This is a genomic window from Microbacterium aurantiacum (genome assembly GCF_040532595.1).
Taxonomy (GTDB): domain Bacteria; phylum Actinomycetota; class Actinomycetes; order Actinomycetales; family Microbacteriaceae; genus Microbacterium; species Microbacterium chocolatum_B.
In genome coordinates, this window is record NZ_JBEVYX010000001.1 from 642,403 (window position 1) to 664,169 (window position 21,767).

At 70.3% G+C, this 21,767-nt stretch carries 23 protein-coding genes; 8 read left to right on the forward strand and 15 right to left on the reverse strand.

Translation table 11 applies throughout. The features are described from left to right. Positions 1-15: 15 nt before the first annotated feature. Positions 16-816 carry an LLM class F420-dependent oxidoreductase gene (locus tag ABXJ56_RS03205; protein ID WP_353998279.1) on the reverse strand — a complete coding sequence of 267 codons (801 nt, stop codon included), beginning with the start codon at positions 814-816 and terminating at the stop codon, positions 16-18. A 62-nt stretch (positions 817-878) separates the two neighbouring features. On the opposite strand from ABXJ56_RS03205, the gene ABXJ56_RS03210 reads away from it, so the two are divergent. Then, positions 879-1,898 (forward strand): o-succinylbenzoate synthase, encoded by a 1,020-nt coding sequence (locus ABXJ56_RS03210; protein WP_353998280.1) that lies wholly within the window; start codon positions 879-881, stop codon positions 1,896-1,898. Positions 1,899-1,920: 22 nt separating this feature from the next. On the opposite strand, the gene ABXJ56_RS03215 is transcribed toward ABXJ56_RS03210, so the two are convergent. After that, entirely contained in the window at positions 1,921-2,565 is a 645-nt protein-coding gene (locus tag ABXJ56_RS03215) for a TetR/AcrR family transcriptional regulator (RefSeq protein WP_353998281.1), read from the reverse strand. 155 nt (positions 2,566-2,720) lie between these two features. On the opposite strand from ABXJ56_RS03215, the gene ABXJ56_RS03220 reads away from it, so the two are divergent. From ABXJ56_RS03220 to ABXJ56_RS03230, 3 genes are all read left to right on the forward strand, one after another. Continuing rightward, positions 2,721-5,480: an efflux RND transporter permease subunit gene (locus ABXJ56_RS03220; protein ID WP_353998282.1), complete on the forward strand. Its 2,760-nt coding sequence runs from the start codon at positions 2,721-2,723 to the stop codon at positions 5,478-5,480. Beyond that, positions 5,477-7,606, forward strand: a complete 2,130-nt coding sequence (locus ABXJ56_RS03225; RefSeq protein ID WP_353998283.1) for a YhgE/Pip domain-containing protein — start codon at positions 5,477-5,479, stop codon at positions 7,604-7,606. Before ABXJ56_RS03220 ends, ABXJ56_RS03225 begins: the two co-directional genes overlap by 4 nt. Before the next feature lie 78 nt (positions 7,607-7,684). After that, positions 7,685-8,329: a class I SAM-dependent methyltransferase gene (locus ABXJ56_RS03230; RefSeq protein ID WP_353998284.1), complete on the forward strand. Its 645-nt coding sequence runs from the start codon at positions 7,685-7,687 to the stop codon at positions 8,327-8,329. 6 nt (positions 8,330-8,335) lie between these two features. Here ABXJ56_RS03230 and ccsB read toward each other — a convergent pair whose 3' ends face one another. From ccsB to ABXJ56_RS03265, 7 genes are read right to left on the reverse strand one after another with little or no spacing between them, the layout of a single operon-like run. Beyond that, positions 8,336-9,412: a c-type cytochrome biogenesis protein CcsB gene (gene ccsB / locus ABXJ56_RS03235; protein ID WP_353998285.1), complete on the reverse strand. Its 1,077-nt coding sequence runs from the start codon at positions 9,410-9,412 to the stop codon at positions 8,336-8,338. Positions 9,413-9,422: 10 nt separating this feature from the next. Further along, positions 9,423-11,174: a cytochrome c biogenesis protein ResB gene (resB, locus tag ABXJ56_RS03240; protein ID WP_435404950.1), complete on the reverse strand. Its 1,752-nt coding sequence runs from the start codon at positions 11,172-11,174 to the stop codon at positions 9,423-9,425. Continuing rightward, positions 11,155-12,000 carry a cytochrome c biogenesis CcdA family protein gene (locus ABXJ56_RS03245; RefSeq protein ID WP_353998286.1) on the reverse strand — a complete coding sequence of 282 codons (846 nt, stop codon included), beginning with the start codon at positions 11,998-12,000 and terminating at the stop codon, positions 11,155-11,157. Before ABXJ56_RS03245 ends, resB begins: the two co-directional genes overlap by 20 nt. Beyond that, on the reverse strand, positions 11,997-12,602 hold the full coding sequence (locus ABXJ56_RS03250) for a TlpA family protein disulfide reductase (protein WP_353998287.1): 606 nt from the start codon (positions 12,600-12,602) through the stop codon (positions 11,997-11,999). The genes ABXJ56_RS03245 and ABXJ56_RS03250 overlap by 4 nt, the downstream gene beginning before the upstream one ends. Next, positions 12,602-13,231, reverse strand: coding sequence for a histidine phosphatase family protein (locus tag ABXJ56_RS03255; protein ID WP_353998288.1), 630 nt, complete (start codon positions 13,229-13,231; stop codon positions 12,602-12,604). Before ABXJ56_RS03255 ends, ABXJ56_RS03250 begins: the two co-directional genes overlap by 1 nt. Positions 13,232-13,240: 9 nt before the next feature. Further along, positions 13,241-14,251: a DUF368 domain-containing protein gene (locus tag ABXJ56_RS03260; RefSeq protein ID WP_353998289.1), complete on the reverse strand. Its 1,011-nt coding sequence runs from the start codon at positions 14,249-14,251 to the stop codon at positions 13,241-13,243. Then, positions 14,248-14,904, reverse strand: a complete 657-nt coding sequence (locus ABXJ56_RS03265; RefSeq protein ID WP_353999955.1) for a DedA family protein — start codon at positions 14,902-14,904, stop codon at positions 14,248-14,250. Before ABXJ56_RS03265 ends, ABXJ56_RS03260 begins: the two co-directional genes overlap by 4 nt. 183 nt (positions 14,905-15,087) lie before the next feature. Between ABXJ56_RS03265 and aspS the strand changes: the two genes are divergently transcribed. Then, the gene (aspS, locus tag ABXJ56_RS03270; RefSeq protein ID WP_353998290.1) at positions 15,088-16,428 is read left to right on the forward strand and encodes an aspartate--tRNA(Asn) ligase; all 1,341 of its coding nucleotides are present in this window, start codon (positions 15,088-15,090) and stop codon (positions 16,426-16,428) included. A 103-nt stretch (positions 16,429-16,531) separates the two neighbouring features. On the opposite strand, the gene ABXJ56_RS03275 is transcribed toward aspS, so the two are convergent. Beyond that, the gene (locus tag ABXJ56_RS03275; RefSeq protein ID WP_353998291.1) at positions 16,532-17,356 is read right to left on the reverse strand and encodes a bacteriorhodopsin; all 825 of its coding nucleotides are present in this window, start codon (positions 17,354-17,356) and stop codon (positions 16,532-16,534) included. Positions 17,357-17,457: 101 nt separating this feature from the next. On the opposite strand from ABXJ56_RS03275, the gene ABXJ56_RS03280 reads away from it, so the two are divergent. After that, positions 17,458-17,928 carry a MarR family winged helix-turn-helix transcriptional regulator gene (locus tag ABXJ56_RS03280; protein ID WP_353998292.1) on the forward strand — a complete coding sequence of 157 codons (471 nt, stop codon included), beginning with the start codon at positions 17,458-17,460 and terminating at the stop codon, positions 17,926-17,928. A 108-nt stretch (positions 17,929-18,036) separates the two neighbouring features. Here ABXJ56_RS03280 and ABXJ56_RS03285 read toward each other — a convergent pair whose 3' ends face one another. The 5 genes from ABXJ56_RS03285 to ABXJ56_RS03305 all read right to left on the reverse strand — a co-directional run bounded on the left by ABXJ56_RS03285 (position 18,037) and on the right by ABXJ56_RS03305 (position 19,570). Further along, positions 18,037-18,288: a glutaredoxin family protein gene (locus ABXJ56_RS03285; RefSeq protein ID WP_353998293.1), complete on the reverse strand. Its 252-nt coding sequence runs from the start codon at positions 18,286-18,288 to the stop codon at positions 18,037-18,039. After that, the gene (locus ABXJ56_RS03290; RefSeq protein WP_353998294.1) at positions 18,285-18,581 is read right to left on the reverse strand and encodes a rhodanese-like domain-containing protein; all 297 of its coding nucleotides are present in this window, start codon (positions 18,579-18,581) and stop codon (positions 18,285-18,287) included. Before ABXJ56_RS03290 ends, ABXJ56_RS03285 begins: the two co-directional genes overlap by 4 nt. 106 nt (positions 18,582-18,687) lie before the next feature. Continuing rightward, positions 18,688-18,786, reverse strand: coding sequence for a 30S ribosomal protein bS22 (locus ABXJ56_RS03295; protein WP_003792170.1), 99 nt, complete (start codon positions 18,784-18,786; stop codon positions 18,688-18,690). Positions 18,787-18,868: 82 nt separating this feature from the next. Next, complete coding sequence (locus ABXJ56_RS03300) at positions 18,869-19,060, reverse strand: helix-turn-helix domain-containing protein (RefSeq protein WP_301133176.1); 192 nt, start codon at positions 19,058-19,060, stop codon at positions 18,869-18,871. A gap of 102 nt (positions 19,061-19,162) precedes the next feature. Beyond that, positions 19,163-19,570: an ArsR/SmtB family transcription factor gene (locus ABXJ56_RS03305; protein WP_353998295.1), complete on the reverse strand. Its 408-nt coding sequence runs from the start codon at positions 19,568-19,570 to the stop codon at positions 19,163-19,165. A 69-nt stretch (positions 19,571-19,639) separates the two neighbouring features. Here ABXJ56_RS03305 and ABXJ56_RS03310 point away from each other — a divergent pair, with 69 nt between their 5' ends. Beyond that, a complete protein-coding gene (locus tag ABXJ56_RS03310) occupies positions 19,640-21,079 on the forward strand; it encodes a TrkH family potassium uptake protein (protein WP_353998296.1) in 1,440 nt (479 codons plus the stop codon). Next, entirely contained in the window at positions 21,072-21,743 is a 672-nt protein-coding gene (locus tag ABXJ56_RS03315) for a potassium channel family protein (RefSeq protein WP_353998297.1), read from the forward strand. The genes ABXJ56_RS03310 and ABXJ56_RS03315 overlap by 8 nt, the downstream gene beginning before the upstream one ends. Positions 21,744-21,767 lie beyond the last annotated feature (24 nt).

Sequence of the window (21,767 nt, forward strand, 5' to 3'; positions counted from 1 at the left end):
CCCGGCGCTCCGGGGTCAGGCGTTCTTCGCGTCCCGCCAGCGGAGCCAGGAGCGCACGACGTCGTAGTCCCACTCCGGACCCGAGAAGCCCAGGGTGAACAGGCGCGTCCCCGCGGTGTACAGAGCGTCGGCGTCGGCCTCGCTCCGGTCGCGCAGCTCGTTCGACACGACGAGGTCGGAGGTGTCGCGCCCCTCCGTCTCGGACCACCGGGCGATGACGTCGAGCTTGTGGGCGACCTCGTCGGGCGCGACGAAGCTGTGCCAGATGTCCGCGTGCCGGGCGACGAGCCGGAGGGTCTTCTGCTCGCCCTTCCCACCGATCATGACCGGGATCTCCCGCGTCGGGGCGGGGTTCAGCGCAGCCCATCGCTTCTCGATGCGCGCGAGGCCGTCGGCGAGGTCGTCCAGCCGCGACCCCGCGGTGCCGAACTCGTACCCGTACTCCTCGTAGTCGCGCGCGAACCATCCCGAGCCCGTGCCGAAGATGAAGCGCCCGGTCCCGGTGCCACGGGCGGAGATGTGGTCGATCGTGCGGGCCATGTCGGCCTGCAGGTCGGGGTTCCGGTACGAGTTGCAGTTCACCAGGGCTCCGAACTCGACCCGCTTGGTCTGCTCGGCCCACGCGGCGAGCATCGTCCACGACTCGAAGTGCGCACCGTCGGGCTCCCCGAACAGCGGGAAGAAGTGATCCCAGTTGAACAGGATGTCGACCCCCATCTCCTCCAGCCGCGCCACGGCGTCGCGGAGCTGCGCGTAGGAGACGTGCTGGGGCTGGAGCTGGACGCCGAGGCGTACGGGGGTGTCGAGCTGAGGCATGAGAAGACCCTACGTCCTGGCGCCTGCGCCGGATCCGCCCCGACGGGGACCAGGATGGACGCGTGCGCACCGATGCCCCGTTTCTGCCCGCCGCCCCTCTGCCTCCCCTCGCGGAGCTCCTCGCCACTGCGCACGTCGTCGCCCTCCCGCTGGCGACGCGCTTCCGCGGAATCGAGGTGCGCGAGGCCGTGCTCCTCGAGGGCCCCGAAGGCTGGACGGAGTTCTCGCCCTTCGCCGAGTACGACGACGTCGAGGCCGCGCACTGGCTCGCGGGTGCGATCGACTTCGGATGGATGCCGGCTCCCCCGGCTCTCCGCACCGACATCCCCGTGAACGCCACGGTCCCGGCCGTCCCTGCCGAGCGGGTGGCCGATGTCCTCGCCCGCTTCGACGGATGCCGCACCGCGAAGGTCAAGGTCGCCGAGGCGGGTCAGCGCCTGAGCGACGACGTCGCGCGAGTGCGCGCCGTGCGGGAGGCGCTCGGTCCGGAGGGCCGCATCCGCATCGACGCGAACGCCGGCTGGAACGTCGACGAGGCCGAGCACGCCGTCCACGCGCTCGCCGAGTTCGATCTGGAGTACGTCGAGCAGCCCTGCGCGAGCGTCGACGAACTCGCGGAGCTGCGGCGCCGCATCCGCTACATGGGGATCCCGATCGCCGCCGACGAGAGCGTTCGGAAGGCGGAGGATCCCGTGGCCGTCGCGCGTGCGGGTGCGGCCGACATCGTCGTGGTGAAGGCCCAGCCTCTCGGCGGCATCCGGCGCGCACTCGCGGTGATCGCGGAGGCGGGCCTCCCCGCAGTGGTCTCCAGCGCCCTCGACACGTCCGTCGGCCTGTCGATGGGTGCGGCGCTGGCCGCGGCCCTGCCCGACCTCGACTTCGACTGCGGTCTCGGCACCGCCTCGCTGCTCACTGCGGATGTCGCGACCACACCTCTCCGCCCGCGCGGCGGCGTGATCCCCGTCGCCCGCGTCGCCGCCGATCCGGCCCTGCTCGCGCGTCACGCTGCCTCGCCCGAGCGCACCGCCTGGTGGCGTGCGCGGCTCACCCGGGCCCACGCCGTCCTCGCGCAGACCTCGTAACCTCGCGCAAGCCTGAGCCGGCTCAGACCGCGGGCCCCTCCTCCAGAAGGAGCTGCGCGACCCGCGCGACCTCTTCGTTCGAGCGACGGCAGAGCTCGCCCTGGTCGGCCCCGGACATCACCGCGCGCACCGACGCGCTCTCCCAGGCCGTGATCAGCATCCGCGCCGCGTGCTCCGGCGCGAGGCGGAAGCGGAGCGTGTCACCGTCGGCGATCTCGGCGATGATCTGCGCGACACCGGCGACCATCTCGTCCTCCTGCGCGAGGTAGGCGGCGGCCAGCGCCGGCGAGCGCAGCGCGTGGATGCGGATCTCGCTCATCAGCAGCACACCGGCGCGGTCCTCGAGGGACGTGTCGACGATCTGCCCGACCAGGTCGATGGCCCGCCCCGATGCCTCTGCGAGCACGCCCTCGCGCTGCAGTTCGGCGACGCGGTCGCGCACCACGCCCACCCGCTCGCGCGCCACCTCGCCGGCGAGATCGAGGAAGAGCTCCTCTTTCGTCTCGTAGTTCGAGTAGAAGGCGCCCCGCGTGAAGCCCGCGCGTTCGCAGATCGCCTCGACGGATGCCGCGTCCAGACCCACCTCGGCGAACGTCTGGGCGGCGGCGTCGCGGAGCTTCTGCCGGGTGGCTTCACGGCGGGGAGAGGTGGCGGCGACGTCCGTCATGGTTCCTCCGGTCTCGATCTCACACGGGGCACTCAGGTTGGCCCGGGGTGCAGCGCTCTACGATACACTCATGTATCCGATACAGCGCTGTATCGACATCCCGAGCTTCACCCCGAACACCGAACCCGAAACCTGATCCCTGAGCCGGAGGCGCTGTGTCCACCGTTCTGTACGCCCTCGGGCGCTGGTCGTACCGTCACCCGTGGCGCGTCCTCGTCGGCTGGCTCCTGATCCTCGTCCTCAGCGGCGGCGGCGCGGTCCTGTTCAATCAGGGCACCGACAACTCCTTCTCGATCCCGGGCACCGAGGCCGAGGCCGGTCTCGAGCAGCTCAACCGCACCTTCCCGGAGGTGAGCGGCACGAGCGCGCAGATCGTCGTGGTCGCCACCGAGGGCGAGTCGATCGTGGACGAGCCCTACCGCGGCGCGATCGAGGATGCCGTGACCGAGCTCGGCGATCTGGACGGCGTGCTGGGGGTCACCGACCCCTACGACGAACTGGTCACCGGCCTGGTGAACGAGGACGAGACCGCGGCCATCGTCCGGCTCCAGTTCGAGGGCCAGGCGACGGAGGTCTCGGACGAGTCGACCGCCGCCCTCCAGCAGATCTCCGACGATCTCGCCGCCGCCCTCCCCGACGGCTCGCAGGTCGCGCTCGGCGGCGACCTGTTCGCCACCTCCGTCCCCGGACTCACCATCACCGAGGTCGTCGGCGTCGTCATCGCGCTCCTGGTACTGATGGTGACGTTCCGTTCGTTCCTCGTCGCGGGCCTGCCGCTGGCCACCGCGATCATCGGGGTCGGCATCTCGATGGCCCTGATCCTCCTCGCGACCCTCGTCGCGACCGTGTCGTCGACCACCCCGCTGCTGGCCCTCATGCTGGGCCTCGCGGTCGGCATCGACTACGCCCTGTTCATCGTCGCCCGGCACCAAGACCAGGTGCGCGCCGGCATGGATCCGGAGGAGTCCGTCGCCCGCGCCACGGGAACCGCCGGCTCCGCCGTCGTCTTCGCCGGCGTCACGGTGCTGATCGCCCTCATCGGCCTGTCGTTCGCCAACATCCCCTTCCTCACGACGATGGGCATCGCGGCATCCGTCGCCGTCGCCATCGCCGTCGCGGTCGCCATCACCCTCACCCCCGCCCTCCTCGGCTTCGTGCGCGGGCGGGTCGTCGGCTGGAAGCGACGGACGCCGCGCCGCACGCGCCGCGTGCACAAGACCAACCGCTGGGTGATGACCGTCACCCGGCATCCGCTCATCACGACGATCGCGGTGGTCCTGGGGCTCGGCATCCTCGCCATCCCGTCGACGAGCCTCGCGCTCGCCCTCCCGAACGGCGGCGTCCAGCCGGAGGGCACCGCCGTCCGCGAGAGCTACGACCTCGCCGCGGAGGAGTTCGGCCCCGGCTTCAACGGCCCGCTCATCATGACCGGGACCATCGTGACCTCCACCGACCCGCTGGGACTGATGGAGGACCTCGCCGCGGAGGTCGAGAAGGTCCCCGGCGTGAAGGAGGTCGCCCTCGCGACCCCGAACGCGACCGCCGACACCGGCATCATCCAGATCGTCCCCACGACCGCCCCGGACGATCCTGAGACCGCCGACCTGGTGCGTGCTCTCCGTGACCTCGCGCCTGAACTCGCCGACGAGTACGGTGTCGACCTCGTCGTCACCGGCTTCACCGCCGTCGCGATCGACATCTCCGACCGCCTCGGGGCTGCGCTCCTCCCCTTCGGGATCTTCGTGGTCGGGCTGTCGTTCATCCTGCTGATGATCGTGTTCCGCTCGATCGCGGTGCCGCTCACGGCCGCCCTCGGCTACCTGCTGTCGGTGGTCGCCGCGTTCGGCATCGTCGCGGCGGTGTTCGAGTGGGGCTGGTTCGCCGACCTCCTCCACGTCGGCCGGGTCGGCCCTGTCATCAGCTTCATGCCGATCATCCTCATGGGCGTGCTGTTCGGGCTCGCCATGGACTACCAGGTCTTCCTCGTCTCGCGGATGCGGGAGGACTACGTCCACGCCCTCCGTGCCCGCCGCGGCCGCGCGCCCCGCGAGACCGCGATCGGCGCGGTGCGCTCCGGCTTCACCGCCTCCGCGCGCGTGGTGACCGCCGCGGCTCTGATCATGTTCGCCGTCTTCGCCGCGTTCGTCCCCGAAGGCGACTCGTCCATCAAGCCCATCGCCCTGGGACTCGCCGCGGGCATCGCGCTCGACGCGTTCGTGGTGCGGATGACGCTCATCCCCGCGCTCATGACCCTCCTCGGCGACAAGGCGTGGTGGATGCCGCGCTGGCTCGACCGCATCCTCCCGCACTTCGACATCGAGGGCGAGGCCGTCGAGCGGGAGCTCTCGCTCACCGATTGGCCGGAGCGCGACACGACGGCCACGGTGGTCGCCGACGGGCTCGGCGTCACCGACGACGGACGCTCCGTCTTCGCCGGCGCGACCTTCCGCCTCGAGCCCGGTGAGGACCTCGTCGTGACCGCGGAGGCCCCGATCACCTCTCGCGCGCTGCTCTTGACCGTCGCCGGACGCCTCGCCCCGACCGACGGGCGCCTCCGGGTGGCCGGTCACCTCCTCCCCGAGCGGGCGGCGTGGGTCCGCGCCCACGTGGGCGTCGCCCTCCTCCGCGACGCGGAGGATCCGGTGGGCGAGATCGCCCGCGCCCTGCGGGGACGCACCTCCGTGGTCGTCATCGACGGCCTCGACGCCCTCCCTCCGGGCCCGCACCTCGACCGGGTCGCCGCGCTCCTGCGCGACGCCGCCGGAACCTCCTTCGTGATCTCCGCGCGCGACACCCGCTTCGCCACGGCGCTCCTCGACGACGCCGGTCGCCGCGGGGCCACGATCCTCGACCTCTCGTCCGCCGGCTCCGCCGCCCGCACGGCGCCGCGCGACCTGAACGGAGTCCTCGCATGACCCTGCCCATCGAACGCGCCCGCTCGCGCCGGCCCGTCACCTGGCTGACCGTCCTCGGCGTGCTGCTGCTGCCGGTCGTGATCGGCGGCATCCTCGTCGCCGCGCTCTACAACCCCACCGAGCGGCTTGATGCGATCACCGCCGCCGTCGTCAACGACGACGAGCCGGTGACCATCGACGACCAGCTCGTGCCGCTCGGTCGTCAGCTGACATCGGGGCTCGTCGAGGGCTCCGATGAACTCGACAGCAACCTCACGTGGATCATCACCAACGACGAGGATGCCGCGACGGGGCTCGCCGATGGCGAGTATGCCGCGGTCATCACGATCCCCGACAACTTCTCCGCCGCCGCGACCTCGACCCGGCCGGGCGAGACCCCGGAGCGTGCGGTGATCGAGGTGCAGACGCCGCCGGACAGCCGTCTCGTCGACGATGCGATCACCGCGCAGGTCGCCCGGGCCGCCGCGTCCGCGACCGGGCAGGAACTGTCCGAGATCTATCTCGAGAACGTCTTCCTCGGCTTCACCACGCTCGGGGATCAGCTGGGCGACGCCGCCGACGGCGCCGGGGAGCTGGCGGACGGAGCGGGCGACGCCGCTGACGGCGCGGTCTCCCTCGCCGACGGCATCGATGAGCTCGCGAACGGCGCCGGCCAGCTGGCGGGGGCTGCGAACCAGATCGGTGGCGGGGCCTCCGAGATCGCCACCGGCGCCGGCGGCCTCGCCGACGGTGCGGGACAGCTCGCGAACGGCGCCGCGCTCTCGGCATCCGGCCTGCAGGAGCTGTCCACCGGCGCGAGCGACCTCGCCGCCGGAATGATCCCGCTGAACAACGGCCTGACGCAGATCGCCGACGGGATCGCCGCGTCTCCGCAGCTGCCCGCCGAGGTCGTCGACGCCGCGAACGCCCTCGCCGCCAACAGCGCCTCCATCCAGCAGACCCTCGAGGCGAGCGTCGCGGAGCTGGAGCAGGCAGCGGCCGACTGCGCGGCATCCGGAACCGCGCCGGAGATCTGCGCGGCGCTGGACCAGGCCTCCCTCCGCGCGCAGGAGGCGCTCCCCGAGGCGATCGCGATCCTCGGGCAGTCCGACCAGATCGCCGCCGGCGTCGAGGGCATCGCCGCGCTCCCCCAGGTCGGGGCGAGCCTGCAGCAGATCGCCGGCGGCTACGGCGCGATCACCGGCGGCATCACCGAGCTCGCCGCCGGCGCGAACGACGCCGCGGGCGGGTTGCAGCAGCTCTCCGGCGGCGCGAACGACCTGTCCGCCGGCGCCGGTGCGCTCGCCTCGGGGGCGAACACCTTCGCCTCCGGCGCGAACGAGTGGGCGTACGGCGCGCAGACGTGGGCCGCGGGCGCGCGAACGGCGGCGACCGGAGCGGGTGATCTCGGAGACGGCATCGGTCAGCTCGCGGACGGCACCGACACGCTCGCCTCTGGCCTCGCCGAGGCCGCCGACGCCCTGCCCAGCTACACCGACAGCGAGGCGACCGACCTGGCGTCCGTCGTCGCCGACCCCGTCAGCGCCGAGGGCACGGGCACGTCGCTCTTCGGTGCCGCCGCGGTGCCGCTCCTGGCGACCCTCGCCCTGTGGTTCGGCGGTGTCGGCACGTTCATCGCTCTGCAGGCGGTGTCGCGCCGCGCGCTGACCTCGCGCGCACCGTCGGCGGTCCTCGCCGGACGCCAGTTCCTTCCCGCCGCGGGGATCGGTGCGGTGCAGGGCTTCCTGGTCGCCGCGGTCGTGCAGACCGCCGCGTCGTACACGTGGGGCGAGTGGGCGGTGTTCGCGGGCGTCTGCGTCGTCGCCGGTGTCGCCTTCGCCGCGGTGAACCAGGCGTTCGTCGCCGTCCTCGGGGGCGCCGGCCGCTGGGTCGCCGCGCTCGTGGGGGTTCTGGCCGTCGCCACCGGAATCGTCTCGACGATCCCCGGCGTGCTGGCGGATGTCGCAAGCCTCCTCCCGACAGCTCCCGCCTACGCGGCGATGCTCTCGGCGCTCACCCCCGCCGAGGGCCTCGGCGCCGGGATCGCGGGCCTGGTCATCTGGGCGATCCTCGCCTTCATCGCCAGCACCCTGGCGGTGGTCCGCAAGCGCACCGTCTCCGCACGCGCGGTCCTCGCAGAGGCCTGACCCACGCGCGCGACGAAGGGGCCCCGGGCGTCATGCCCGGGGCCCCTTCGCGTCCTGCTCTCCCCGTAGGCTCCGACGATGGATGAACGCGGGAAGGCGACGCGCATTGCCTACGACACCGTGGCGGCCGCCTATGCGGCGGCCCTTCCCGACCTCTCCCACGAAGCCCCGCTCGATCGCGCGATGATCGACGAGGTCGTGCGGGAACTTCCGGAAGGGGCGTCGGTCCTCGACGCCGGGTGCGGCACGGGCCGGCTCCTCGCGCACGTCCACGCTCAGCGCCCGTCGCTCCGCCTCGTCGGCGTCGACCTCTCGGACGGGATGCTCGAGGAGGCCTCGCGCGCGGCCCACGACGCCGAGCTCGTCCGCGCTGATCTCGCCACCCTGCCGTTCGACGATGCTCGCTTCGACGCCGTGATCGCCTGGTACTCGGTGATCCACACGCCGACCGACGGTCTGGCCGAGATCCTCCGGGAGATCGCGAGGGTGTCGAGTCCGGGCGCGGCGGTCCTCGTCGCGTTCCAGGTGGGGTCGGGCCCGCGGACCGTGCGACGGGCCTACGGTCGCGAGGTGGCGCTCACCGCCCACCTCCACACGCCGTCCGACGTGGAGTCGGCACTCGCGAGCGTCGACCTCGTGCCGGAGACGAGTCTGGTCCGCGCTCCGCGGGCGACCGAGGCGCACAGCCAAGCGATCCTGCTGGCGCGCAGGCGGAGCGTCTGAGGCCGCTCAGCTGAGGCCGGAGTAGGCGTGCAGGCCCTTGAAGAACATATTCACGATGGTGAAGTTGAACAGCACCGCGGTGAAGCCGATGATCGACAGCCACGCCGACCGCGAGCCGCGCCAGCCGCGCGTCGCGCGGGCGTGGATGTAGCCGGCGTAGAGCACCCAGATGACGAAGGTCCACACTTCCTTGGTGTCGAAGCCCCAGTATCGGCCCCATGCGTCGTTCGCCCAGATAGACCCGGCGATCAGCGTGAAGGTCCAGAAGATGAACCCGACGATCGCGAAGCGGTAGGCGAGGGACTCCAGCGCGTCCGCGCTCGGAAGGGTGCGAAGGAATCGGGGCCCGGTCGACACGGCCCCGTCAGACCCCACCGCGCCCACGGCGGCGATCGCGCGCCGCTCGCGGCGGCCCTGCATGAGCTGCAGCACCGACAGCCCGAACGCCAGGGCGAACAGGGCGGTCGCGAGGGTCGCGACGAAGACGTGGATGACGAGCCACACGCTCTTGAGCGGATCGGCGAGGGGCACGACCTCGACGTAGAACGACAGCGTCGCGCCACCCAGGAGCAGAACCGTCATTCCTGTGATGAGGGAGCCGAGGAAGCGCAGGTCGAAACGGAAGAGGACGGCGAGGTACACCGCGACGATGAGGAGCGTGCCGGTCAGGGCGAACTCGTACATGTTCGACCACGGCACGCGCTCCGCCGCCACTCCGCGCCCGATCGTGGCGGCGAGGTGGAAGAGGAAGCCGATGACGGTGAGCACGGTCCCGAGGCGGGCCCACAGCTGCTTGGTCCGCGCCGAGACCGGAGCGTTCAGTGCCTTCTCGGCAGCCTGCTGACTCTCGCGGACCTGCGCAAGGGTCTCCCCGCCGGATGCCGCGCCCGCGGCTCCTGCCGAGACACCGACGCCGACGAGCTCTCGCTCGCTCTCGCGGACCCGGGCGTCCTGCATCTCGATCGCGACCGCGGAGCGGCGCGCGAGGTCGATCGCGTAGGCGATGAAGGCCAGGGCGTAGACGGCGATCGCCGTCCACACGAGGAGCACCGAGATCGAGTCGAGAGCGAGGGCGTCGGGCATGGTTCCCAGTCTACGTGCGGGTCGGAGCACCCTCTCCGGCGGAGAGGGACTGGCCGTGGGTGTCGGCGAACTGGTCCACGGCCTGGTTCAGACCGGGGTCTTCGCCGCGGGCGAGACCGGCGTACTGCACGGTGACGCGGTCGCCGTCGGCGGTCGCCTTGACCCACATGCGCCGACGCGGGACGAACAGGGCGGCGAGCAGCCCGCCGGTGGCGAGCATCGCGAACAGGAGCACCCACGTGGCCGCGGCGTCCCGGTGGATCGAGAGCGACACGTAGCGCTTGACGGATTCGTCGTATCCCTGGGCACCCTCGGGCGCCTCCGACTCGAAGGTGACCGACCCGCGACCGCCGGGGAGCTCCGCGGTCTGCCCGGGCGCGAGCTCGAGCGTCGGGGCCTCCGCCTCGGCGTCGCGGCCCGCGATCGGGGTCATGTCGGACGGGTCGAGGGTGTAGACCGAGCGAGGGGTTCCGTCATCGATGCCGAGGTCGCCCTCATACACCTCGAGCGTCACGACCGGATTGATCAGCGCCGGGTAGATCGAGGTGAAGGCCCCCGAGGCCAGCTGACCCTGGGTCGGGTAGAAGAAGCCGACCATGCCGAGCTGCTCCGGCATCCCGTCGGGCACCTTGATGACCCCGAGCGAGGTCATAAAGCTGTCCTGCGGAAGGAACGGCACCGGCTCGGAGAAGACGACGTCGCCCTCGCCGTCGCGGATCGTGATGGTCGGCGCGTAGCCGTTGCCCATGAGGTAGATCCGGTCGCCGTCGATGTCGAGCGGTTCGTTGACGCGCACCTCCGCGGGCTGCGTGGCCTCGCCCGGACGCTCCGTGGTGAGGTTCGCGACGAAGTCACCCGCCTGGCCGGCTCCCGGCTCGCCGACGGGCTGGTAGGTGACGTCGAATCGGTCGAGCGTCAGCGCGTACGGGGCGAGGGCCTCCTCGTCGACGAAGCGCCCCGGGTTGAAGGAGGTGTAGTCGAGGAGGGTGTTGACGAACGAACGCCCCTCGATGATCACCGTCTGCCCGGTGTAGGTGAACCCCCCGCCGAGGCCGACCGCGATGAGCACGCCCACGAGCGCGCCGTGGAACACGAGGTTGCCGGTTTCTCGCAGGTAGCCGCGCTCGGCCGAGACCGACACGCTCCCCCGCCCGTCGTATCGCTCGACGCGGTAGCCCGCGCGCCGCAGCTGGCGCGCGGCGCTGTCGACGGCCGCTTCGGCTCGGGCTGCGGCATCCGCTCCCGAGGGGACCTCGAGGGTCTCCGACCGGAAGGCCGCCAGACGCTCGAGGCGTGCGGGCGTGCGCGGCGGACGCGAACGGAGCGCTTTCCAGTGGTGCTTCGTGCGCGGGATCACGCAGCCGATGAGCGAGATGAACAGCAGGATGTAGATCGCCGAGAACCACGGCGACGTGTACACGTCGAACAGGCTCAGGTCGTCCAGGATCGGGGCGAGATCCGGGTTGTCGGCGAAGTACTGCGTGACGCCGTTCGGGTCGGCACCGCGCTGCGGGACGAGGGACCCCGGCACCGCCGCGATGGCGAGGAGGAGGAGAAGGAGCAGCGCCGTCCGCATCGACGTGAGCTGACGCCAGCCCCAGCGGAGCCACCCGACGACGCCGAGACGCGGCTGGGTGATGTCGTCGTCGCCGGATGCCGCACTGTCGGCGTGATCGGACGGGCGACCCTCGAGCGTCTCGCGACGCCCGTCGGCGTCGGCGTCTGCGCGGACCCCGTCGAGGTCAGATCGGGAGCGGGACACTGAGGAACACCCCCTGTAGCTGCGCCATGAGCGCCGTCCAGACCCCGGTCACCATGAGGAGGCCGAGGACGATGAGCAGACCGCCGCCGAGGAGGTTCACGGTGCGGATGTGGCGGCGGAGGAACGACACCGACCGTGTCGCCCAGCCGAAGCCGAGGGCGAGGAGGACGAACGGGATGCCGAGACCGAGCGAGTAGGCGAGGCCGAGGACAGCACCGCGGGCGACCGAGCCGGAGTCGAACGACATCCCGAGGATGACTGCGAGGGTGGGCCCGATGCACGGCGTCCAGCCGATCCCGAGCGCGATACCGAGGAGGGGTGCTCCGGCGAGTCCCACTCCCCCGCGCACCTGGGGTCGGAGGGTGCGCTGGGCCATCCCGAAGACGCCGATGAAGACGAGCCCGAGGGCGATGATGACGACACCCAGGATGCGGGTGATGACGTCCTGATACTCGATGAGGAAGCGCCCGAGCGTCCCGCCGAGCATCGCGATGCTGACGAAGACCAGGGTGAACCCGGCGATGAAGAGCACGACCCCCCACAGGAGCCGGCCGCGCGAGCCGTCGGGCTCGGGGGCGATGTCGCTGCGGGGCGAGGGCGCTCCGGCGTCGGGCGCGGCATCCGTCACTCCTCCTGCCGAGCTCTGGGAGGTGCCGACGGCGACCCGGGCCCGCGGACGCGGGGCGACGGCCCCGCCGAGGAAGCCGAGGTATCCGGGCACGAGGGGAAGGACGCACGGCGAGAGGAACGAGACGAGCCCCGCGAGGACGGCGATCGGGATCGCGAGGAGCAGTGTGCCGTCGGCGACGATCGCGGCGATGTTCACGCTTCGTCCCGGGTGTCGCGGACGAGGGTCTCGAGGATCGACGCGTCGCTGATCTGTCCGATGAGGCGCGCGGCGACCCGGCCGTCGCGGTCGAGGACGAGGGTGACCGGCACCGCGTTCAGCGGCGTCTCGCCCGCGAACGCGAGTTTGATCGAGCCGTCGACGGTGGTGAGCGCGCTCGGGTACTCGATGCCGTAGGTCTCGGCGAAGGCCTGGGACGCTTCGGCGCCGTCGTAGAGGTTCACTCCGAGGAAGTCGACACCGTCGTCGCGGAAGCTCTCGTGCACCTCGGCGAGCTCGGGGGCCTCGACCCGGCACGGCGCGCAGGCGGCGTACCAGAAGTTCACGACCAGCACCTCTCCGGCGTAGTCGGCGCTCGTCGCGGTCTCGCCGTTGTCGAGCACCGCCTCGAACTCGATCGGGTTGGTGCGATCGGCCTCGGGGATCTCGACGACGCGGAAGCCGTCGGCGGCGATGAAGCCCTTGTTGTCACCCTCGCGGTACTGCTCGGCCAGGGGATCGCTCGTGCAGGCGGTGAGTCCCGCCGCGAGCGCCAGGGCGAGGACGGATGCCGCCACCCGGCGCCGTCGGTTCGTCGTCATCACACCGCTCCCACATCGACCGCGCCCGCGGTGGACGCGGGCTCGGCGTACGACACCTCGGTCCACTGTCCGGGACCGCCTTCGAAACTCGTCACGCTCGACAGCGCGCACCGACGACGCCGCGGATCATGCCGCAGCGGCTCGCCCTCCACCCACAGGTGGGTGATCCAGATCGGCAGCTGGTGCGACACGATGACCACGTCGCCGCCGTCGGCGTCGTTCCAGGCATCCGTCATCGCCGCGTCCATGCGGGAGATGACCTGCGCGTACGGCTCGCCCCACGACGGCAGCGCGGGGCGGCTGAGGTGACGCCAGTTCAGCGGGTTCATCATCGCCCGCTTCATACGACGGCCCTCGAAGACGTTGGTCGGCTCGATCACGCGCTCGTCGATGCGCGGGTCGAGTCCGAACGTCGCGGTGAACGGCTCCGCCGACTCGCGCGTCCGCTGCAGCGGCGAGCACACGAGAGTGGTCACGGGCCGGTCGAGTTCCTTCACCCAGGCCGCGGCATCCGCCGCCATCCGGCGCCCGTCTTCGCTCAGCCCGAATCCGGGGAGGCGGCCGTAGAGCACGCGCCCGGGATTGAAGACCTCCCCGTGGCGGACGAGATGGAGGCGTTCGGCGGGCACCTATCCAGTCTACGTCGGCGGGTTCTGGGGGTCGTCTGAGCGGACGGCATCCGCACGCCTCTGCAGTCCCCGCTCGACGAAGAGCAGCACGACGACCGCCGCCGCGCCCACGAGAGCGAGAAGGATGGGCCCTGCGACCGGGTCGTACGGGGCGACGAGTTCGCCGACGCCGTGGTCCTCCCCCGGGGGGAGCGCCTGCCAGGGCCACAGCGCCCGGAGCGAGCCGAGCATGAGGCCGGCCATCGCGAGCAGCGTGAAGCGGCGGTAGTTCTCCAGCATCCACTTCATGACGCGGACGATCGTGACCAGACCCACCAGCGCGCCGAGGGCGAAGACGGCGAGGTAGCCCCAGTCGCGGTCGGCGACGGCACGGAGCGTCGGCGAGTAAAGGCCGATCGCGAGGAGGAAGAAAGATCCCGAGACGCCGGGGACGACGAGCGCGCACACCGCGATCGCGGCGGCGATGAACACCAGCCAGATCGGGGGATCGACGACGAGTCCGCCGCCGGCGAGGTCGATCGAGGCGTACGCGATGAAGGCGGAGCCGAGGAAGACTATCGCGCCGCGGGCGTGCGAGGCGACCGTGCGCCGAACCCGCGGGATCAGCTGCAGCGGCACGACGATGCTCGCCGCGACGAGGCCGAAGAAGAGACCGCGGGAGAGCTCCGCGTTGCCCGAGACGAAAGCCTCGACGAATCCGGCGAAGGTCAGCACCATCGCCGCCATGCCGCCGACGACGGGGATGATCAGCCACAGGTCGACCGCGCGGATCTCCGCGACGAAGCCGGCGCGACGGTCGGGCCCGAAGACCAGACGCTTCACCGCCGACACCACGTGCGCGGCGGCGTCGATGAGGCGCTCGTAGACGCCGGTGATGAGGGCGACGGTTCCGCCGGAGATCCCCGGGATCAGCTCCGCCATGCCGATGAGCGCCCCACGGAGGGCATTCAGCAGGACCGTGGGGAGGGCGACCAGGAAGGAGGGCGAGGTTCGAGGCGGCGTCGCGGCAGGCGTCGTCATGCGTCCAGCGTAGACGGCGCGTCCGTGCGGGCCGCGGCCGCGGCATCCGCGGTCCTCGCATCGGCGGCCCCGCCCCGTCGGCGGCGCACCACCCCGCGGATGCGCGAGACGAGGAACCAGGCGACGGCGACCGCGACGGCGGCGATGACGACGTACTGGAGGATCGAGGCGTACTCCTCCACGATCGGCCATGCCTCCCCGAGGAGGAACCCGGACATCACGAAGATGCCGTTCCAGATCAGGCTCCCGGCGAGGGTGAGCAGCCCGAACTTCCACCACGGCATCCGCACGACTCCCGCGGGGATGGAGATGAGGCTGCGGAAGATCGGGAGCATACGGCCGAAGAACACCGCTTTCGACCCGTGACGCTGGAACCACCCGACCGTCTGGTCGATGTCGCCCGGGCTCATGAGCGGGATGCGCGACGCGAGGGCGCGAAGCCGGGCGACCCCGAGCGCGGCGCCGAGGAAATACAGCGCGAACGCTCCGACGACGGACCCCGCCGTCGTCCACGCCAGCGCCTCGAAGAGGGTGAAGCTGCCGCGACTGGCCGCAAGGCCCGCCATGGGAAGGATCACTTCGCTCGGGAGCGGGGGGAAGAGGTTCTCCAGCGCGACCGCAAGGCCCGCACCGGCGGGCCCGACGATGTCCATCAGCGACACGGTCCAGTCGGCGAGGGCGCTCAGCCAGGAGCCGTCGGGGGCAGGAGTGGTCACGGCGTGCGACGTTAGCGGGCGCAGGTTACCGATCCCTGACCGCACGTTGCCGGCAGCTGGGAGTATCCGCAGAAGGCGCCGCGCGGGGGCGGGGAACCCGCACACGTAGACTGTGGCCTCGTGAGTGAACGCGTTCTGGTCAAGCAGCTGCAGTCGCGGGCCGATGGCCCGGTGTCCGTGTCGGGATGGGTCGAGACCGTCCGCGACCAGAAGAAGGTGCAGTTCGTCATCCTGCGCGATGAGACGGGCGCCGTGCAGCTGGTGAACCCCGCCACGCGCCCCACCGAGGACGGGTCCGAGCAGGATGCCGCGGCCCTCGCCCTCACCGACACGATCTCGAACCTCGCGACGGGCACGTTCCTGACCGTGCAGGGCGAGTTGAAGCACGACGAGCGCGTGAAGCTCGGCGGAGTGGAGATCAAGATCGGCGGCCTCGACATCGCGGCGGCGGCTCTTCCCGAGACCCCGATCGCGGCGGACTCGGGGCTGGACAAGCGCATGGACTGGCGATTCCTCGACCTGCGCCAGCGCCGCAACAACCTCATCTTCCGCGTGCAGACGACGCTTGAGCACGCCATGCGCACCTACTGGATCGAGCGCGACTACATCGAGGTGCACTCCCCCAAGCTCATGGCGAGCCCCTCGGAGTCCAACGCCGAGCTGTTCGAGGTGCCCTACTTCGAGGAGAACACGGCCTACCTCGCGCAGAGCCCGCAGTTCTTCAAGCAGATGGCGCAGGTGGCCGGCTTCGGGAAGATCTTCGAGATCGCCCCCGCCTTCCGCGCCGACCCCTCGTTCACCTCGCGCCACGCGACGGAGTTCACCTCCGTCGATGCCGAGATCAGCTGGGTCGAGTCCCACGAGGACGTCGCGCGCATGCAGGAGGAGCTCCTGCAGACGGCGATCCGTGCGGTCAAGGACAAGCACGGCGACGAGATCCAGGAGCTCTTCGGCCTCGAGGTCGTCGTGCCCGAAGTCCCGTTCCCGCGGATCCCCCTCGCCGAGGCGCGCGAGATCGTCGCGGCCCGCGGGTACGACATCCCGCGCACCGACGGCGACCTCGACCCCGAAGGCGAGCGTCAGATCGCCGCCCACGTGCAGGAGGCTTTCGGCCACCAGTTCGTCTTCATCACCGACTATCACCCCGAGATCCGCGCGTTCTACCACATGCGCGACGAGGGGACCGGGCTGACGAAGTCGTACGACCTGCTCTTCAACGGCGTCGAGATCACCACGGGCGCGCAGCGCGAGCACCGCGTGGACGTCCTCATCGAGCAGGCCAAGGAGAAGGGTCTCGACCCCGAGCACCTCGACTTCTACCTCGACTTCTTCCGCTACGGAGCCCCGCCCCACGGCGGGTTCGGCATGGGCCTCGCACGCCTGCTGATGCTTCTGCTCGGCCAGGACTCGATCCGCGAGGTGACCTACCTCTTCCGTGGACCCACGCGCCTCGCTCCCTGAGTAGCGCGTCTGCACGAGAACAGGCGATCCCCCCGGAACAGGACGTTCCGGCGGGGATCGTCCTGTTTCCGGCGGATCGCCTGTACTCGCCAGCTGGGTGGACTCAGCGTCGCGCCGCGGCGGGCGCGGTTTCGCCCGCGTGCCCCTCTTCGGCCCGCGCGAACGACGGATCCTCGATGAAGGACTTGGTGCGAGCCACCTGGTAGATGACGATGGCGTAGACGGCCTTGGCGATGATGTCGGCGATCGAGTACCCCACCTGCTTGTAGACCCAGCCGTCCGCTCCGATGTCAAAGGACGGGAGCAGATACGCGATGGGATACACGCCCCAGCTCAACAGCAGCAGCCAGCGGAGGTTGCTGAGCGTGCGCCGCACCCGGACGGGCTGGACAGCCAGCGACTTCGTCAGCTCGACGAACAGGACGTAGAGGATCACCAGGAACGGGATCGTGGAGAGAATGCCCCATATCGTCCTCGCGACCGGGTCGGAGCTGATCTCACCGGGGTAGCCGAACGCGATCATGAGGATCGAGGCGGGGACCAGCATCCACAACAGTCGGTTCTGCGCCTTGCGCGTCAGAGCGAGCACGGCGACGAGTTCCACCAGCAGAAGCGGAACGGTCAGAAGCCAGTCGACGTACCTGTAGCCCTCGTTGAAGCCGACGCCGATCGCCTGGGAGAAGTCGCCCAGTCCGCCCGGCGTCTCCGTCTCGAAGGCCTCGGTGAACGAGGCGAAGATGCGGAAGTAGTGATACGCCGCGATTCCGCAGACGATCGCGGCAATCGTCAGGGCCGTGCGGTACCGCGGGAGCACGCGCGGAAGGGCGATGACGAGGAAGATCGCCGTGAAGAGCTGAGCGGCGATGACGAGCGAGAGTGCGTTGTAGACCGTGGCGAACTGCCCCGCGGTCAAGACCTCCGGAATCACGATGCCTCCTTGGATCGGTCTCCGCCTCCGTCGGCGGGGAATATAGCTAACTTTATTCGTTAGCTATCACCGCAGAGGCGGAATCGACGAAGATCTATGTCATGGAGATCGGCGGAGCAGGGACGGGAGGAGACTCGTACGAGCTCCCTCCGCTGGCGGCAGCGGCCGTTCGGTTCGCGCGCGCACTGGAGGGCAATCGTGAACGACTCGCCGCCGAGGCGGGATTGACGCAGACCGAACTCCGCGTGCTCTTCCAGGTCGCGCTCCACAGCCCGACGACGCCCAAAGAGATCGCCGACCGGATCGGGGTCTCCACGGCGGCGATGACGCAGCTGACGCGGTCCCTCGACCAGCGCGGGCTCGTCCAGCGACAGACGCATCCCACCGACGGACGCAGCATCCTGCTCGAACTGAGCGAACGCGGACACGAGCACCTGCGATGCATGCACCGGCAGTTCAACGGCCTTCTCTCCCGCGCGTCTGCGGAACTCGGAGAGGACGAGCGCGCGGAGCTGGTCGAGGTCCTCGATTCCATGGCCGACCGCATCCGCGCCGACCTCGATACGCCCTGATCACCGCCGCGTCTGCACGAAAACAGGCGATCCCCCCGAAACAGGACGTTCCGGGGGGATCGTCCTGTTTCCGGCGGATCGCCTGTGTCCGATGAGGCCGGCGCCGGGTCAGTCGGCCGCGTCGAGCGCGGCGCGCAAGCGGTCCGGCGAAACGCGCCAGTGGGCGTGCAGCCTGTCGTCGATCAGCACCACGGGGATCTTCTCCCACCACAGGGCGTAGAGCGCGGGGTCGTCATGGATCGACAGCTCGACGATCTCGATGTCGCTCTCATCGAGGTCGGAGACGACGGTCTCGACCACCTCCCGGGCGACGTCGCAGAGGTGGCATCCGGGCTTGCCGATGAGGGTGAGCGTGGTCACGGGCGGTCGAGCGGGTAGCCCTCGGCGGCCCACCCGTTGGTACCGCCGTCGACATTCGTCGCGTCGTGGCCGCGCGCCTCCAGCGCCTCCACGACCCGCGCGGAGCGTCCGCCCATCGCGCAGATGACGTCGAACGGGCCGTCGGGCAGCTCGTCGAGGTGGTCGCCGATCGTCGACATCGGCAGGTTGACGGCGCCGGGGACGTGGCCCGCGGCGTACTCGTCGGTCTCGCGGACATCGATGAGCGGGATGCCGGTCCGCTCGCGCAGCTGCTGGACGGTGATGGACTTCATCGTGTGCTCCCGAAGTGACGGTGACGTGGCCGAAGGCCCGGGGGGACAGACACGAAGCGCCCCACTGATGGCGGATGCCGATCGGGGGCGCTTGGTGCGATGCCGCTTACTTCTTGTTGCGGCGCTGGTGGCGAGTCTTCCGAAGCAGCTTGCGGTGCTTCTTCTTCGCCATGCGCTTGCGGCGCTTCTTGATGACTGAACCCACGGGAAACCTCACTAAGTCAGGGGTCTGGACGTGTGTCGATCACGTCCGGGAACGGGCAGATGGAAAAATGCCTCAGATCAGTCTAGCCGACGTCGGCGATCGGCCGCTGCAAGGCCTCTGTGACCGCGGCCTCCGGCACGCGATACGAACGACCGAAACGCACGGCGGGCAGCTCGCCCGCGTGGACGAGTCGATACACCGTCATCTTCGATACGCGCATGATGTCCGCGACTTCGGCGACGGTGAGGAAGCGCACGTCGGGCATGTCCGCCATCACCGATTCCCTTTCCCCAGGATTGTTCACCACACTCTAGGGGCTGCGCGGGACACGTGTAAACCTGTGTGACTCGTGTGGCCGCAGGGGCGGGGAGAACCCTCAGCGACCGGGAAGTTTCCGCCACGCGTTCTCCCACGCGTGCTTGGCGGATGCCGCGGCACGACCGACCACGTCAGCGGCATGCGCGGCCGATTCCGGCAGCCCCGCGACGGTCTCCTCGTCGGCCGCGGCGACGTCGTCGAGAAACGGCACGAGCCACTCGTCGACCTCGTCGAGCGGCCCCGCCGACAGGCTGTAGAAGCGGTGCTGGCCCTCTTCTCGGACCGAGACCAGGTGCGCCTCGCGCAGCACCTTGAGGTGCTTGGACACCGTCGGCTGGCTGGCGCCGAGCTCGTGCACGATCTGCGACACGCTCGTCCCGCGCTCGCCCGCGGCGGACCGATCGAGCAGAATCCGCAGGATGTCGCGGCGCGTGCCGTCCGCGATCACGTCGAAGATGTCCGCCATGACCCCAGCGTAGTCGCGCCCCGGGGCGGAGTACCATGACGCACGGCCGAACGTCGGAAGGGGCGGTGGATGGCGAGGGAATCGTCGGGCTCCGACAGCACCCGGACGCCGCTGACCCTCCGTCGCCTGTGGGACGACTTCCGCCACCTGACGACCTCCTCGCCGTCGCGGTTCGCCGTGCTCGTCTTCGCCTCCCTGATCCTGCTCTTCACGGGCCTCCTCTCGCTTCCGGCCGCGACGTCGAGCGGGCAGCCGGCGCCACTCGTCGACGCCGTCTTCATGGCGGTCTCCACGATCTGCGTGACGGGACTCGCCACGGTCGACGTCGCGACGTTCTTCTCCCCGCTCGGAAAGGTCTTCATCTTCATCGGCGTCAACATCGGCGGCATGGGCGTGCTGACCCTGGCGTCGATCCTGGGCCTGGTGATCTCGAAGCGCCTGGGACTTCGCGCGAAGCTCATCGCCGCGAGCGACAGCAATCCGCTGCGCACGCACGGCGGGCCCGTGAACGAGGGGCAGACGGTGCGCCTGGGCGAAGTGGGTCAGCTCCTGCGGACGGTCGCGCTGTCCACGCTCCTCATCGAGCTCATCCTCGCGATCCTGCTCTACCCGTCGCTGATCTTCGCGGGGATCGCGCCGCTGGAGGCGCTGTGGGAGGCGCCGTTCTACGCGGCGATGGCGTTCACCAACACCGGCTTCACCCCGAATCCCGGCGGCCTGGTGCCCTTCGCCGACGATTACTTCCTCCTCACGGTGCTCATGGCCGGCGTCTTCCTCGGCAGCATCGGATTCCCCGTCATCTACGCGCTGTGGAAGAACGTCTGGCACGTGCGCCTGTGGCCGCTGCACACGAAGCTCACCCTCATCACGACCGTCGCGCTGTTCTTCGCCGGCGCCGGCGCGTTCCTCGCCCTGGAGTACAACAACCCCGCCACGTTCGGCTCGATGAACGCAGGCGACACGACGTTCCAGGCGTTCTTCCTCTCCGCCATGACGAGGTCGGGGGGATTCTCGGTCGTCGAAGTCGGCGAGCTCTACGGCTCGTCGCTGATCGTCGGCAGCATGCTGATGTTCGTCGGCGGCGGGTCGGCCTCCACCGCCGGCGGCATCAAGGTGACGACCCTCGCCGTCCTCGCCCTCGCCGTGCTGTCGGAGGCGAAGGGACGTCCCTCGGTGCAGGCCTTCGGCCGACGCATCCCCAGCGACGTCCAGAGGGTCGCCCTGTCGGTCGTCGCGTGGGGCGCCACGATCGTGGCTCTGTCGACGATCATCGTGGCCCAGATCAGTCAGGAGCCGGTCTCCGACGTCCTCTTCGACGTCATCTCCGCCTTCGGCACCGTGGGCCTGTCGACGGGCCTTACCGCATCCGCACCGGAAGCCGCCCAGTACGTCCTGGCCGCGACCATCTTCATGGGTCGCATTGGTACAGTGACACTCGCCGCGGCGGTGGCCGCGACCAGCCGATCGCAGCTGTACTCGCTGCCCGTGGAAAGGCCCATCGTTGGTTGAGCGGATCAGAAGCGACGCCCCCGTCCTGGTGATCGGGCTGGGGCGTTTCGGCGCCGCCTGCGCCGGCGAGCTGGACCGGCTCGACCGCGAGGTGCTCGCGATCGACGACAACCTCGACCTCGTGCAGAAGTGGTCCGAGCGGGTCACCCACACGGTCCAAGCGGATGCGCGCAACATCGATGCGCTCAAGCAAGTCGGCGCCCAGGACTTCCAGGTGGCCGTCGTCGCCGTCGGGTCGTCGATCGAGGCATCCGTCCTCATCACCGCCAACCTCGTCGACCTGAAGGTCCCGCAGATCTGGGCGAAGGCCGTCTCGCAGTCGCACGGCAAGATCCTCGCGCGCGTGGGCGCGAACCACGTCATCTACCCCGAGCGCGAGGCCGGCGAGCGCGTCGCGCACCTCGTGAGCGGACGGATGCTGGACTTCATCCGGTTCGACGACGACTTCGTGCTGGCCAAGATGTATCCGCCGAAGTTCATCCGCGGTGTGGGCCTCAACGAGTCCGGCGTTCGCACCAAGTACCACGTCACCGTCGTCGGGGTGAAGAGTCCCGGTCGCCCGTTCCGCTACGCGGAGGCGAACACCGTGGTCACCAACCACGACCTCATCATCGTGTCGGGGACGAACTCCGACATCGAGCGCTTCGCCGCCCTCGACCGCTGACGGCCGCGGCCGTCAGCGCGGTGG

What these genes read in the sequence shown, in the direction of transcription:
- ABXJ56_RS03230 (WP_353998284.1), top strand. Translation starts at nt 7,685, where the DNA reads ATGGATGAACGCGGGAAGGCGACGCGCATTGCCTACGACACCGTGGCG.
- ABXJ56_RS03300 (WP_301133176.1), bottom strand. Translation starts at nt 19,060, where the DNA reads ATGGCGGACATGCCCGACGTGCGCTTCCTCACCGTCGCCGAAGTCGCG.
- ABXJ56_RS03280 (WP_353998292.1), top strand. Translation starts at nt 17,458, where the DNA reads ATGGAGATCGGCGGAGCAGGGACGGGAGGAGACTCGTACGAGCTCCCT.
- ABXJ56_RS03215 (WP_353998281.1), bottom strand. Translation starts at nt 2,565, where the DNA reads ATGACGGACGTCGCCGCCACCTCTCCCCGCCGTGAAGCCACCCGGCAG.
- ABXJ56_RS03225 (WP_353998283.1), top strand. Translation starts at nt 5,477, where the DNA reads ATGACCCTGCCCATCGAACGCGCCCGCTCGCGCCGGCCCGTCACCTGG.
- ccsB (WP_353998285.1), bottom strand. Translation starts at nt 9,412, where the DNA reads ATGCCCGACGCCCTCGCTCTCGACTCGATCTCGGTGCTCCTCGTGTGG.
- ABXJ56_RS03290 (WP_353998294.1), bottom strand. Translation starts at nt 18,581, where the DNA reads ATGAAGTCCATCACCGTCCAGCAGCTGCGCGAGCGGACCGGCATCCCG.
- ABXJ56_RS03260 (WP_353998289.1), bottom strand. Translation starts at nt 14,251, where the DNA reads ATGACGACGCCTGCCGCGACGCCGCCTCGAACCTCGCCCTCCTTCCTG.
- ABXJ56_RS03310 (WP_353998296.1), top strand. Translation starts at nt 19,640, where the DNA reads ATGGCGAGGGAATCGTCGGGCTCCGACAGCACCCGGACGCCGCTGACC.
- ABXJ56_RS03305 (WP_353998295.1), bottom strand. Translation starts at nt 19,570, where the DNA reads ATGGCGGACATCTTCGACGTGATCGCGGACGGCACGCGCCGCGACATC.
- ABXJ56_RS03205 (WP_353998279.1), bottom strand. Translation starts at nt 816, where the DNA reads ATGCCTCAGCTCGACACCCCCGTACGCCTCGGCGTCCAGCTCCAGCCC.
- ABXJ56_RS03265 (WP_353999955.1), bottom strand. Translation starts at nt 14,904, where the DNA reads ATGGACATCGTCGGGCCCGCCGGTGCGGGCCTTGCGGTCGCGCTGGAG.
- ABXJ56_RS03250 (WP_353998287.1), bottom strand. Translation starts at nt 12,602, where the DNA reads ATGACGACGAACCGACGGCGCCGGGTGGCGGCATCCGTCCTCGCCCTG.